The 13732-nt window shown below is 63.1% G+C and carries 16 protein-coding genes; all 16 read left to right on the top strand.

The window, feature by feature from the left end:
* The first annotated feature begins 34 nt into the window (after positions 1 to 34).
* Positions 35 to 1333, top strand: coding sequence for a flagellar hook protein FlgE (locus FQU74_RS13520; protein WP_146287002.1), 1299 nt, complete (start codon positions 35 to 37; stop codon positions 1331 to 1333).
* A gap of 9 nt (positions 1334 to 1342) precedes the next feature.
* A complete protein-coding gene (gene flgK / locus FQU74_RS13525) occupies positions 1343 to 2791 on the top strand; it encodes a flagellar hook-associated protein FlgK (protein WP_146287003.1) in 1449 nt (482 codons plus the stop codon).
* Between the two features lies 1 nt (position 2792).
* Positions 2793 to 3791: a flagellin gene (locus tag FQU74_RS13530; protein WP_146287004.1), complete on the top strand. Its 999-nt coding sequence runs from the start codon at positions 2793 to 2795 to the stop codon at positions 3789 to 3791.
* Positions 3788 to 4885: a flagellar basal body P-ring protein FlgI gene (locus FQU74_RS13535; RefSeq protein WP_146287005.1), complete on the top strand. Its 1098-nt coding sequence runs from the start codon at positions 3788 to 3790 to the stop codon at positions 4883 to 4885. Before FQU74_RS13530 ends, FQU74_RS13535 begins: the two co-directional genes overlap by 4 nt.
* A 142-nt stretch (positions 4886 to 5027) precedes the next feature.
* Complete coding sequence (locus FQU74_RS13540; protein WP_146287006.1) at positions 5028 to 5861, top strand: urease accessory protein UreD; 834 nt, start codon at positions 5028 to 5030, stop codon at positions 5859 to 5861.
* Positions 5858 to 6160, top strand: coding sequence for an urease subunit gamma (locus FQU74_RS13545; protein ID WP_146287007.1), 303 nt, complete (start codon positions 5858 to 5860; stop codon positions 6158 to 6160). Before FQU74_RS13540 ends, FQU74_RS13545 begins: the two co-directional genes overlap by 4 nt.
* 9 nt (positions 6161 to 6169) lie before the next feature.
* Positions 6170 to 6721, top strand: a complete 552-nt coding sequence (locus FQU74_RS13550) for a HupE/UreJ family protein (RefSeq protein WP_146287008.1) — start codon at positions 6170 to 6172, stop codon at positions 6719 to 6721.
* A gap of 7 nt (positions 6722 to 6728) precedes the next feature.
* The gene (locus FQU74_RS13555; RefSeq protein ID WP_146287009.1) at positions 6729 to 7034 is read left to right on the top strand and encodes an urease subunit beta; all 306 of its coding nucleotides are present in this window, start codon (positions 6729 to 6731) and stop codon (positions 7032 to 7034) included.
* Positions 7035 to 8741, top strand: coding sequence for an urease subunit alpha (ureC, locus tag FQU74_RS13560; protein ID WP_146287010.1), 1707 nt, complete (start codon positions 7035 to 7037; stop codon positions 8739 to 8741).
* Between the two features lie 17 nt (positions 8742 to 8758).
* A complete protein-coding gene (ureE, locus tag FQU74_RS13565) occupies positions 8759 to 9271 on the top strand; it encodes an urease accessory protein UreE (RefSeq protein WP_146287011.1) in 513 nt (170 codons plus the stop codon).
* A complete protein-coding gene (locus FQU74_RS13570; RefSeq protein WP_146287012.1) occupies positions 9252 to 9896 on the top strand; it encodes an urease accessory protein UreF in 645 nt (214 codons plus the stop codon). Before ureE ends, FQU74_RS13570 begins: the two co-directional genes overlap by 20 nt.
* Entirely contained in the window at positions 9893 to 10513 is a 621-nt protein-coding gene (ureG, locus tag FQU74_RS13575) for an urease accessory protein UreG (RefSeq protein WP_146287013.1), read from the top strand. Before FQU74_RS13570 ends, ureG begins: the two co-directional genes overlap by 4 nt.
* 90 nt (positions 10514 to 10603) lie before the next feature.
* Complete coding sequence (locus FQU74_RS13580) at positions 10604 to 10903, top strand: hypothetical protein (protein ID WP_146287014.1); 300 nt, start codon at positions 10604 to 10606, stop codon at positions 10901 to 10903.
* Between the two features lie 100 nt (positions 10904 to 11003).
* Positions 11004 to 11660, top strand: coding sequence for a PAQR family membrane homeostasis protein TrhA (gene trhA, locus FQU74_RS13585; protein ID WP_146287015.1), 657 nt, complete (start codon positions 11004 to 11006; stop codon positions 11658 to 11660).
* Positions 11661 to 11809: 149 nt separating this feature from the next.
* Entirely contained in the window at positions 11810 to 12394 is a 585-nt protein-coding gene (locus FQU74_RS13590; RefSeq protein ID WP_146287016.1) for an ANTAR domain-containing response regulator, read from the top strand.
* Positions 12391 to 13563 carry an ABC transporter substrate-binding protein gene (locus tag FQU74_RS13595; RefSeq protein ID WP_146287017.1) on the top strand — a complete coding sequence of 391 codons (1173 nt, stop codon included), beginning with the start codon at positions 12391 to 12393 and terminating at the stop codon, positions 13561 to 13563. Before FQU74_RS13590 ends, FQU74_RS13595 begins: the two co-directional genes overlap by 4 nt.
* Positions 13564 to 13732: the final 169 nt, after the last annotated feature.

The following is a 13732-nucleotide window of genomic DNA, read 5'->3' on the forward strand; positions in this document are numbered from 1 at the left end:
CAGACCGGATTCGATCTTTGGAAAGGCACCCATCATGACGATCTCTTCTGCCCTGAACGCCGGTGTGGCGGGACTGAATGCCAATTCCTCACGCCTCGCGGCGATCTCTGACAACATCGCCAACTCGGGGACCTATGGCTACAAGCGCACGACGACCGAGTTTGAAAGCGTTGTGCTGACCGGCTCTGCCTCGGCGGGAACCTATACGGCAGGGGGCGTGCGGTCGCAGGCCAGCCGGTTGATCGATCAGTCTGGTTCTCTGATCACCACGTCGAATGCGCTCGATCTTGCGGTCAGCGGTCGCGGGATGTTGCCGGTGACCCGCTCCGGCGATGCGGCGGCGGGCAGCAACTTGCTGATGACGCGCACCGGCGCTTTCCGTGCCGACCAGAACGGGTTCCTGACCACGGGATCTGGCCTCGTGCTGCTGGGATGGCCGGCGGGAACCGATGGCGCGATCCCGGCGCTTCCACGCGACAGCGCCGCGGGCCTGACGCCGGTTGTGATCAACGCAAACCAGCAGGCAGGCGATGCCACAACCGAAATCACCTTGGGCGTAAACCTCCCCGCGACGGCAACCGCGCCTGACGGTACCGGCGAGGACTTCCCTCTGTCTGTCGAATACTTCGGCAACCTCGGCACCTCGGAAACGCTGGAGTTCACCTTTACGCCGACGGTCGGGGGGGCGGCGAACTCCAACGCCTGGACGATGCAGATCCGCGATTCCGCACAGGCCGGGGTGGTGATCGGGGAATATGAACTAACGTTCGATAATAGCCGCGCCAATGCTGGAACGCTTTCGTCCGTCGCGGTCATCTCGGGCGGGGCCTATGACCCGGCGACGGGCGCGCTCGACCTCACCGTCGCGGGCGGCCCGCTGCAAATCAACATCGGAATGCTGGGGGATACCTCGGGGCTGACCCAGCTTTCCGACAGTTTCAGCCCGACTTCGATTTCAAAGAATGGCTCGGCTGTCGGCAACCTGACCTCGGTCGAGATTGATGATCAGGGCATGCTGACCGCAACCTATGACACGGGGCTGACGCGCACGCTCTATCAGATCCCGCTGGTCGATGTGCCGAACATCAACGGCCTGACCGCCCTGAACGATCAGGTCTATGAGACCTCGATCAGCTCGGGCAGCTTCTATCTTTGGGATGCGGGTGAAGGGCCCACCGGCACGATCGCAGGGTTTGCGCGCGAGGAATCGACCACGGATCTTGCAGCTGAACTGACGAGCCTGATCCAGACCCAGCGGGCCTATACCTCCAGCGCGAAGATCATCCAGACCGTGGATGAGATGCTGCAGGAAACCACCAATATCAAGCGATAGGGGCGCGCCATGAGCCTGTCTTCCGCGATGCTCTCGGCGGTTTCGGGGCTTGCGACAGCAAGCCGGCTGGCCGGGGTTGCATCCAACAACATCGCGAATGCCGAAACGCCCGGCTATGTCCGTCGCGCCGCCGATGTCACATCAATTGTTCTGGACGGTGCGGGAACGGGCGTCACGGTCAGCGGAATCCGGCGCGAGGCGAGCCCGCTCTTGCTCGCCGAACGGCGTGAAAGCGAGGCCTCAGCCGCAGCCGCGGATACCACGCAGGACTTTCTCGTGTCCGTGGAAGAGGCCCTGGGTGACGCGGACAGTGAGGATTCGCTGGTCGGTCGGATTGCCGCCTTCGAATCCGCGCTGATTTCGGCGGCCAGCCGGCCCGAGTCGCAAAGCCAACTACTGTCCGTCTGGACGGTGGCATCGGCGCTTGCGGGTCAATTGAATGACGTATCCGCTGCCGTACAGAGCAGCCGCGCGCAGGCAGATGCCGAGATTTCGGCGCAGGTGACGTCGTTGAACGATGCCTTGGCTCAGGTCGCAAGCCTCAATGATCGTATTCGCGTCGCAAAAGCCTCTGGTGCGGATGCAAATGACCTGATCGATCTACGCCAGAAAACGGTCAACGGGATCTCGGCGATCATCCCGGTGCGGGAATATGCGCGCGACGGGGGAGAGATCGCACTTTTCTCAACCCGGGGTGCTGTTCTGGTTGACGGGCGGGCCTCGGTCTTTGGCTTCGCGGCGGCCGGTGCGGTGACATCGGATCAGACGGTTGAAAATGGCGGTCTGGGCGGCCTCAGCCTCAACGGGCGCGCCATCGGTACGGGCCTGATTGCCGGTGGCAGCCTTGCCGCAAACTTTGCGATCCGCGACGAGCTTGGTCCGCAGATGCAGGCGAACCTCGATGCCGTGGCACGCAGCCTGGTTGAGCGCTTTCAGGACGCGGATGTCGATGCGACGCTCGGCCCTGGCGACGCCGGACTCTTCACCGATTCCGGTGCTGCCTTCGCGCCTGCGAATGAAAGCGGTCTTGCCGGGCGCATCGCGCTAAACTCCGCTGCTGATCCGGCTGCGGGCGGCCTTCTCACACGTCTTCGCGACGGGCTTGGTGCCGCAGCCCTTGGCGAGGCCGGTGAGTCCAGCCTGCTGATCCGGCTGAAAGAGGCGCTGACACAGGCAACGGTGGCCGCCAGCGGGGCAAGCTTCGCCACGGGTCAGCACAGCCTTTCCGGTTTCGCCTCAGCATTGGTTTCAGATGTGGCGACGCGACGGATCGACGCCCAGGCACACGCCTCATTCTCCGCAGCACGGCTGACCGCCGTGACAGAGCAAGAGGCTGCCCTCGGCGTTGATACCGATGCCGAACTGCAGGACCTGATGCAGATCGAGAAATCCTACGCCGCCAACGCGCGCGTCCTGCAGGTTCTGGACCAGATGCTGCAGACAGTCATGGAGATCTGAGATGACGACAATGATCGGTGATCTGGTCCAGAGCGGCCAATTGCGTCGCAGCATCGGCCAGACCAAGGCGCAGATTCAGACGCTGACGACTGAGGTGACGACGGGCGTGGCGTGGGATATCCCGCAGCACCTGCGGGGTGATCTTGGTGCCTTGCATTCGGTGCGGACCGCACTGGTGCGACTGGACGGCTACAAGACCGCGACGACTGAAATGGGCCTGATCGCCAGCGCGGCGCAGCAGGTGGTGCAGGGGATTTCTACTTACGCCGCCGATCTGGCTGAACCGCTGATGTCGGCCGGAACCTACGGCCAATCCTCGACCATCAAGGCCATGGGCGTTGAGGCCGCGGAGAAGTTCAAAGCGGCGGTGACCATGCTCAATACCAGGGTTGGGGATCGGGCGATCTTTTCGGGTACGGCCACAGATCGTGCGCCGCTGCCAGGTGGCGACGACCTGCTGCAAACCCTGTCGGCGCGGGTCGCGGGCGCAACCACGGCGGCCGAGGTCGAGGTAGCAGTCTCTGGCTGGTTTGACGACCCTGCGGGGTATTCGGCGACGTTTGCGGGCTCGACTGAAGCGATGCGGGCTGAAATCGCCGTGGGCGAATACGCCGAACTTTCCGTGACGGCCGGATCGGATGCCTTGCGGGATACGCTCAAGGCACTTGCCCTGGCCGCGATGCTGGATGATGGGACGCTGTCGCTGAACAGTGCCGAGGGCGCGCGGCTTGCCTCGGCAGCCGGATCGGCCCTGATTGAGGGGTCAACGGCGCGGGCTGATCTGACCGCAGAGTTGGCGGTTACCGAACAGCGCATTGCCGAGGCGCAAACGCGCAACAGTGCAGAGGCGAGCGCCCTTGAAATCGCCCAGGCGGGTCTGGTCGAGGTCGATCCCTATCAGGCCTCGGCTCAGCTTTCCGATGCACAGACCCGGCTTGAAACCATCTTTGCGATCACGGCGCGCATGTCACAGCTTTCATTGGTGAACTTCCTGAAATGAGGATCATCGTCACGCTTTGGCTGCTGCTCCTCGCCCTGCCCTGTCATGCAGGCCCGATCCGCATCAAGGATCTGGTCGAGTTCGATGGCGTTCGTGGCAATGATCTTGTCGGCTACGGGCTCGTTGTCGGCCTGAACGGAACCGGTGACGGTATTCGCAATGCCCCCTTCACCGAAGAGATCATGGCGAACTTGCTGGAACGCCTGGGCGTCAACGTCACGGGTGAGGAGTTTCGCCCAAAGAACGTCGCAGCGGTCTTCGTCACGGCCACTCTGCCACCCTTCGCCCGTTCTGGTGCGCGTATCGACGTCACCGTGTCTGCGATTGGGGATGCGAAAAGTCTTCTTGGCGGGACGCTGATCATGACACCGCTGAACGGCGCCGACGGCCAGATCTATGCTGTTGCGCAGGGCACCATCATCGCCGGAGGCGTCTCGGCAGAGGGTGAGGCGGCAAAGGTCGTGCAGGGCGTTCCAACCGCAGGGGTAATCCCATCTGGCGCGCGGGTTGAGCGCGAGATCGAGTTCGATTTCAGCACCACCAGCTCGGTGCGCCTCGCGCTACGCCAGCCGGATTTCACGACGGCAGGGCGCATTGAGTCGGTCATCAACCGCGAATTTGGCCGGGCGGTTGCTGTGATGACTGATGCGGGCACCGTTGGGCTCGATCTGGCGCGAACAGGAATGGCCTCGCCCGCGCATGCCCTGGGGCGCGTCGAAAACCTTCTGGTCGAGCCCGAGACGCGGGCGCGCGTGATCGTCGATCAGCGGTCGGGTACTATCGTAATGGGGGCGGATGTCCGCATCAGCCGTGTCGCGGTGGCGCAGGGTAACCTGACTCTGACAGTTGAAGAGGCGCCCGTCGTCGTCCAACCCAATCCCTTTGGTGAGGGTGAGACGGTCGTCGTTCCGCGCAGTTCGGTGGGCATTGCCAAGTCGCCCGGCACCAGCATGGCCGAGGTTCAGGGAAGCACATCGCTTTCCGAGGTCGTATCCGGCCTGAACGCCCTCGGCGTGGCACCTCATGACATGATCGACATTCTCAAAAGCATCAATGCGGCGGGCGCCCTGCATGCGGAGTTCATCGTCCAGTAAAGGGTGTGCACAAGAAACAGGCTTGATGGTCATAGATTGTGCATCTGCATCTGTCTGCGTGATCGGGCGCCAAAGCTGTACCGCAATGCCGGTTGTTGCGGCACTCTGACGATGCACAGTCGCCCTGAAACAGGGAGGCAGCATGTTCGACGGGCCGGCCATTCAGACCTTGCAGCGCAGCCGGGGGTTCGCCTGGCTGGAGGTCTACGCGCGTGCCGGCGCCCCTGCGGTTCGGGGGCTACGACAATCCGGCTCGGCCAAGGCGTTCCTTCCGGGACGCATGCCTGACGCGGCGATTTTCCTGAATACCTCGGGCGGGCTGACCGGCGGCGATCGGCTGGAATATGCCCTGGATCTGGCGCCAGACTTGCGGCTTGCCGCCACGACCCAGACGGCCGAGCGCGCCTATGCATCGCAGGGGCAAATGGCCGAGGTTACGGTGCAGATGCAAGTCGCCCCGGGGGCGCATCTTGACTGGTTGCCGCAAGAGACGCTGCTTTACGAAGGCAGCGTACTGGCGCGCGACACCCGGATTGACCTTGCCGGAACCGCATCGACCCTGCTTTGCGAGATGATCGTCCTCGGGCGCCACGCGATGGGAGAGTTCCCGGCGCAGTTGCGCCTGCGCGACCGCCGCCGGGTGTTCCGGGACGGGCGTATTGTCTGGGCCGATAGCCTGATGGTCGACGCAGGCGCCCTTGCCCGGCAGGGCAGCGCGGCGATTCTCGGAAACGCCCGCTGTCATGCCGTGATCGCGCTTGTCGCCCAAGGCGCCGAGGATGCGACGGGGGCCCTGCGCCCGCTGCTTGCCGCCGATGGCGTGGAGGGTGCGCTATCGGCATGGAATGGCCGGCTGATCCTGCGCATGACTGCGCGCGACAGTTGGCCAATGAAGGTCCAGCTTGCCCGGATCCTTTCCCAGTTGCGTGGCCGGCCCGTGCCTCGGGCCTGGCAGATGAACGGAGATATCCCATGAACCTGACCCCGCGTGAACGCGAGAAGATGATGGTCAGCCTGGCCGCGATGATCGCGCGCAACCGACTGGCCCGTGGCGTCAGGCTGAACCACCCCGAGGCCGTGGCGCTGATCACGGATTTCGTGGTCGAAGGTGCCCGCGACGGGCGCAGCGTTGCCGATCTGATGGAGGCGGGCGCGCATGTCATCACCATCGATCAATGCATGCCCGGCGTGCCCGAGATGATCCATTCGGTTCAGGTCGAGGCCACCTTTCCGGACGGCACCAAGCTTGTCACCGTCCACCATCCCATCCGCTAAGAGGCCAACATGAAACGCGTGCTGCTTCCCCTTCTGCTGGTTCCGGGTACGGCCTTTGCCCATACCGGGCATGCGGGCGACCACCCCTTCCTGTCGGGCCTGACCCACCCCGCGCTTGGCGCGGACCATCTGCTGGCCATGGTTGCGGTGGGGTTGTGGGCGGCCGTGATCGGAGGCCGTGCGATGTGGGCACTTCCGGCTGCATTTGTCTCTGCCATGCTTCTGGGTGGCCTGCTGGGCTCGGCGGGCGCGCCGCTGCCGGGGGTGGAGCCGATGATCCTCGCCTCGGTTGTCGCACTCGGCGTGTTGACCGCGCTGGCGCTGCGGCCGGGTCTGGCCGCCGCCATGGGTTTTGTTGCGCTTTTCGGCCTGTTTCACGGCCACGCACATGGTGTCGAGGGCCCCGCCAGCGGGCTTGGCAGTTATGCGGTGGGCTTTGTTCTGACGACGATGGGGCTGCATATGGCAGGTGTCGCGCTTGGCCGTCTGGCACAGGGCGCCCTGCCGCGCGTGATCGGTGGGCTGACAGCCGTCGCCGGCTTTGCCCTTGCGATGATGTGAGGGTGCCATGATCCCCGGTGAAATCTTCCCCGCCGATGGCACGATTACCCTGAACGCCGGGCTTGAGGCGATCACGCTGATGGTTGCCAATACCGGCGACCGCCCGATCCAGGTCGGCAGCCATTATCATTTCGCAGAGACCAATCCGGGTCTTAGCTTTGACCGCGTGGCGGCGCATGGCATGCGGCTCGACATTGCCTCTGGCACGGCCGTGCGGTTTGAGCCCGGCCAGTCGCGCGAGGTGCGTCTGGTTCCCTTCGGGGGTCTTCGGCGCGTCTTCGGCTTCAACCAGAAAGTCATGGGGGATCTCTGAATGGCAACCCGGATTTCCCGCCCCGCCTATGCCGCGATGTACGGTCCAACCACCGGAGACCGGCTTCGCCTTGGTGATACCGACCTGATCATCGAGGTTGAACGTGACCTCACCACCTATGGGGAAGAGGTCAAGTTCGGTGGCGGCAAGGTCATCCGCGACGGCATGGGCCAAAGCCAGATCAGCCGCGCAGGCGGCGCGGTGGATACTGTTATCACCAATGCGCTGATCGTGGATCATACTGGCATCTACAAGGCCGATATCGGCCTGCGCGATGGCATCATTGCCGCGATTGGCAAGGCCGGAAACCCCGATGTCCAACCTGATGTGACCATCATCATCGGCCCCTCGACCGATGTGATCGCGGGTGAGGGGCGCATCATCACTGCGGGCGGCATGGATGCTCATATCCATTTCATCTGCCCCCAGCAGGCCGAAGACGCCCTGCATTCGGGCATTACCACCATGCTGGGTGGTGGAACTGGCCCGTCGCATGGCACGCTCGCCACCACCTGCACACCGGGGCCCTGGCACATCGGGCGCATGTTGCAGGCGCTGGATGCAATCCCGATGAACTTCGGGGTCTCGGCCAAGGGAAATGCGTCCCTGCCCGAGGCGCTTGTCGAGATGGTCAAGGCCGGTGCCTGCGCCATGAAACTGCATGAGGATTGGGGCACCACTCCTGCAGCCATCGACTGCTGCCTGACGGTCGCCGATGACATGGACGTGCAGGTGATGATCCACACCGACACGCTGAACGAAAGCGGCTTTGTGGAAAACACTCTTGCCGCCATCAAGGGTCGGACGATCCATGCCTTCCACACAGAAGGCGCAGGCGGCGGCCACGCGCCCGACATCATGCGCGTGGTCAGCAGCCAGAATGTCATCCCCTCGTCCACCAACCCGACGATGCCCTATACTCGGAACACGGTGGAAGAGCATCTCGACATGCTGATGGTTTGCCATCACCTGGATCGCTCGATCCCCGAAGATGTGGCCTTTGCCGAAAGCCGCATCCGCAAAGAGACGATCGCGGCCGAGGATATCCTGCATGACATGGGGGCGTTCTCGGTCATCTCCTCCGACAGTCAGGCCATGGGTCGGGTCGGCGAGGTGATCACGCGCACCTGGCAGACGGCCCACAAGATGAAGATTCAACGGGGCCGGCTAGCTGAGGAAACCGGCGCCAACGACAATTTCCGCGTGCGCCGCTACATTGCCAAATACACGATCAACCCGGCCATTACCCACGGACTGTCACGCCATATCGGTAGTATCGAAGTGGGCAAGCGCGCCGATCTGGTGCTGTGGACGCCCGCCTTCTTTGGCGCAAAGGCCGACATGGTGCTGATGGGGGGAATGATCGTTCTGGCACAGATGGGCGACCCCAACGGATCGATCCCGGTGCAGCCGATGTATTCGCGCCCGATGTTTGGCGCATTGGGGCGTGCGCGTCACGAAAGCTGCGCCACCTTCCTGTCCGGCGCGGCCCTTGCGGGTGGGGTTGGTGCGTCGCTGGGGTTGCAAAAGCGTCTCTACGCGGCCGAAAACACCCGCAATATCGGGAAATCCGATATGCGTCTGAATGCGGCCACGCCCCTGATCGAGGTCAACCCTGAAACCTATGAGGTGCGCGCGGATGGCGAGATTGTCACCTGCGAGCCCGCAACCGAACTGCCGCTCGCACAGCGGTACTTCCTGTTCTGAGATCCGGGGAAACGACTATGAACCAACCCGTTGCACGCGCCATCCTGCGCTCGGGCCAGTGGCTGAAGGCTGATGGGCGCGTCACTCTCGGCTACGATGCGCGCTTCTTGCGCCGCAAGCGTCTGGTGGCCGAAGACGGCAGCAGCTTCTTGGTCGATCTGACCGAGACGACAAGCCTTGACCAGGGCGACGCGTTCAAGCTGTCGGACGGGCGCCTCGTCGTTGTCATCGCGGCGAAAGAGCCGGTGGTGCAGGTGCGGGGCGACCTGCCGCGTCTGGCGTGGCACATCGGCAACCGACATACCCCCTGCCAGATCGAGGCCGACCATCTGGTGATCCGGCGCGATCATGTGCTGGAAAAGATGCTGACCGGTCTTGGTGCCGAACTCATCATCTGTGATGCCCCGTTCCGGCCAGAGGGCGGTGCCTATGGGCATGGGCGTACCATGGGTCACGATCACGGGGGTCACGATCACGCCCATGATCACGGGCACAGCCACGGGCACGGACATGTCCATTTCCACGGCTGAAGACCGGCTCAAGCTGGCCCATTGGCTCTCGCCAGCATTTCCGATCGGCGGCTTTGCCTATAGCCAGGGGCTGGAGCAGCCGATGGCTATGGGTCAGGTTCGAACGGCAGACCAGATTGATGAATGGGTGCGCGATTGCCTGTCCTTTGGCACACCCAGAATGGACGCGATCTTTCTGGCGCGCGCAAGGGCAGGTGATGAGCCTGAGATGCTCTCGGACCTGATCCTCGCCTATGCAAGTTCTGCCGAGCGCGAACTGGAGTTGATGGAACAGGGGCGCGCCTTCACCACGCTGATGGCGGCAATGTCGAGCGAGGTCGTGCCCGTCCGCCCCTATCCAGTGGCCGTTGGCGTCGCGTCGCGGGTGCTGTCGCTGCCCGACACCGAGGTGATTGCGCTGTTCCTTCAAGGGGCGGCTGCGCAGATGATCTCGGCTGCAACGCGGTTTCTGCCGCTGGGCCAGTCGGAATCGCAAGTGATGCTGGCGCGGCTTGCCCCCCTTGTCACCACGCTTGCCGAGTTCGCGGCTGCGGCGACGCTTGATGACCTTGGCACCTTTACCCCCGGCGCAGACATTGCCGCGATGCGCCATGAAACCCTAGAAGTCAGGATCTTTCGCACATGACGAGCCCCAATGGTCCCCTGCGTGTCGGTATTGGTGGTCCGGTGGGCGCCGGAAAGACAACGCTGACCGAAAAGCTCTGCGCGGCACTGGCGAGTCGCTGCTCGATGGCTGTCATCACCAATGACATCTACACGCGCGAGGATGCCGATTACCTGACGCGCGCACAGGTTCTGCCCTCTGACCGCATCCGCGGGGTCGAAACCGGCGGCTGCCCACATACGGCGATCCGCGAGGATGCTTCGATCAACCTTGCCGCTGTGGCCGATCTGCGGGCGAGCTTTCCGGATCTGGATCTGATCCTGATCGAATCGGGCGGTGACAACCTTGCCGCGACCTTCAGCCCCGAGCTTGCCGACCTGACAATCTACGTGATCGATACCGCCGCCGGGCAGGACATTCCGCGCAAGAAGGGGCCGGGGCTGACGCGGTCGGATCTTCTGGTGGTCAACAAGACGGATCTCGCGCCCCATGTCGGCGTCGATCTTGCGCAACTCGAATCCGATACACGCAATGCACGTGGCGTGCGGCCCTATGTCATGGCCCGGTTGCGGCAGAACGCAGGCATTGCCGAAATCATAGGCTTTCTGCAGCAGGAAGGTGGCCTTTCGCTGAACTGATCTACGACTAAAGTCGAACTTACCTAAGGTAATGCTTGTTCCAGAGATAGCTTTGACATGTTCTAAATCGAAGCCATTGAGGACGCGCCGATGTTTTTGACCCCCTTTCAGGCAGCGCGGCTCGCGCAGGAAACCGGCATGATGCTGGCAGAGGCGCAGATGGTGATCGCGATGCGGATGTTCGGCATGGCGGGTCTTGTGCCCATGTCACCACGAGAGCCCACGCGAATGGTGCAGGAAAAGGCCGAGGCGATGATGCAGGCCTCCAAAGCGGCAAGCCGCGCGATGATGTCGGGCGGTGGCGCCGCATCGGTCGCGATGGCTGCTCTCAAGCCTGTACGGCGGCGGACCCGCGCCAATGTCAAACGGCTGACAAAGCCCGCATCCTGAACAATCGGTTTCCGATTGCGTCGCGCGAATGTGACGAAACCAGTGCTATGATGCAGGGATACTGATCCCGATTGTCCTGAGTCGCCCCTGAGCGTTTGCCATGAGATCCTTGTTTGCCTCTCGTGCCACCTATTCCACGCCTGAACTCGTCAGCGACGGCGTCGTGCATGTCTTGGGGGTCGTCGCGGCCCTGTCTTCGGTTCCGGTGCTGATCACCCTGACCGCGCTGAAGCGCGGCGATCCTTCGGCGATTGCCGGAACGGCGATCTATGGCGTGACCCTCATTGCAATGCTTCTGGCCTCGGGGCTTTACAACATGAACAGGTCCGACCGCTGGACCGGACTGCTTCGGCGGATGGACCATTCGGCGATCTACTTCAAGATTGCCGGGACCTACACCGCGTTCATCCTGTTGTCAGGAACCGGGCTGGTTCTGGCGGCTGTCCTATGGATCACCGCGACGGCCGGCGCAGCGCTCAAGATCGCGGCCCCTTACCGTTTCCGCTGGGTGGGACTTGCGCTCTATTTCTGCATGGGCTGGGCCGGGGTGGTTGGTGGCTGGCAGGTCTTTGCTACGATGTCTGCGCCGGTGTTTGCCTTGGTGGTGTTGGGCGGGCTGATCTATAGCATCGGCACGCTCTTCTACTTGATGGAGCGCCTGCCGTTTCACAACACGCTTTGGCACGTCTTCGTTCTGGCGGCGAGCGCGGTCTATTACGCGGCGGTGACCGCACATGTGATGCAAACCGCAACATGACTCATGCACGACGTGTCTGTATTTCGGGCAAACTTGTGAAGTTCGTCTGATATTCGGGCAGTGTTTGGCCAGATTGTCGTGATCTGCGGCAAGCGGCCTTGCTGCGGCCGGTCGGTGAATGGGAACCCAAGGGTCGCACCGGGGGAATCATGGACAAACGCCTGTCGATCATCGTTGTCGAACGCGACCATGAGCGCGCGATCCGTATCGTTGATGGATTGCGCGAGGCGGGCGACTATCACATCCAGGTCATTGCCGATGAGTCCGGCCTCGCCCGCAGGATTGCCGAGCATCGGCCCGATATCGTTCTGATCGACCTCGCCAACCCTTCGCGCGACATCCTTGAAGCGATTGCAGTCGCATCCGGACCGACCGAGCGCCCGGTCGCGATGTTTGTCGACCGGTCGGATGAGCAGCTTACGCGCGCGGCGATTGAGGCCGGGGTGTCGGCCTATGTTGTCGACGGATTGCGGCCAGAGCGGATCAAGCCGGTACTCGATGCCGCCATCGCACGTTTCCACATGTTTCAGCGGATGCGCGCCGAGCTTGCTGCAACCAAGGCCGCGCTGGAAGAGCGAAAGATCATCGATCGTGCCAAGGCGATCCTGATGAAGGCACGCGGCATTGACGAAGAGGCGGCCTATGCGCTGCTCCGCAAGACCGCGATGGATCAGGGCAAGCGCGTGGCCGATATTGCCCAGCAGCTTGTTCTGGCGGCGGGGCTTCTGACATGAACCTGGTCCGCCTGCGCCTTGGCTATGTGCCGCTGACCGATGCCGCCCCGTTGATCGTGGCGCACGAGCTGGGTTTCGCCGCTGAAGAGGGGTTGGAGCTCGATCTCGTCCGTGTTGGTGCCTGGGCACAGAGCCGCGATCTGCTGGGTGCAGGCGTGATCGATGCGGCGCATATGCTGGTGCCGATGCCGATTGCCCAGCGACTTGGTCTTGGTCCTGCACTGCCTGAGTTCGATCTGGTGATGTTCCTGTCGGTTGGCGGTCAGGCCGTCGCAGTGTCCGAGGCGATTGCGGAAAAGCTGCGCAACAATGGCTTTGCGTTCGACTTTGCCGACGCCCATTCGGCCGGACTGGCACTATGCGCCGCGACCGGTGGGCGTTTGCGCGTGGGCGTTCCCTTTCCATTCTCCACCCAGGCCGAGCTGGTCTGGCATTGGTTGGGCGCCAGCGGCTTTGCCGATGGGGTGGAGGTTGTTACCGTGCCGCCGCCCATGATGGCTGATGCCATGGAGGCGGGCGAGGTTGATGCGTTTTGTGTGGGTGAGCCCTGGGCCTCATTTGCTGTGGAACGCGGCATCGCTTCACTTTTGCTACCCGGCCGCGCGATCTGGGCCTCGCCCCCCGAAAAGGGGCTGGTATTGCGCAAATCGATGGCCGAGGACCAGCCTGAAGTAACGGGGCGGTTGATGCGCGCGGTCTGGCGTGCCGGGCGTTGGCTGGATGTTGCCGAAAACCGCGGCACAGCCGCTGAAATCCTGTCGCAGGGCGCCTACCTCAATCTCTCGTCCGAGCTGACCGAGCGCGGCTTGACCGGACGCATGCTCGTCAGCCCGGCCGGGGAGTTGCGTGTCGCACCGGATTTCATCGCCTTTCATTCGGGCGCGGCGACATTTCCCTGGAAAAGCCTTGCCGCGCTGATCGCGCGCCGTATCGCGCTCCGCCATGGTCTGCCTGTTGATCCGGCGATGCGTCAGGCAATGGCCTGTTTCCGCACGGACCTGTACCGCCAGCATTTGCGCCAGGCCGGGGCTGATCTTCCCGGCGCCTCGGCCAAGGTCGAGGGCACACTGACCCACCCGCATGCGGTGGCGTCGGAACATGGGCGTATGATTCTTCGCCCGGATGCCTTTTTTGACGGCCATATGTTCGAGCCACCATTCGATCGCTGACTAAAAAAGCAGCATATCCGGCGCCAACGGCAAAAGCTTTGTGCTGCGCGAGCGATGCGGCGGCGCAGCACAAGGGCGCGACTTGCCGCAGACGGATGCGGCGCTAACAATCGACATATCAGCGGGCAACGGCGCCCGTCTGCCCGGCACGCAAAGATGCGTCATGCCC

This window comes from Gemmobacter aquaticus (assembly GCF_007859075.1).
GTDB lineage: Bacteria > Pseudomonadota > Alphaproteobacteria > Rhodobacterales > Rhodobacteraceae > Gemmobacter > Gemmobacter aquaticus.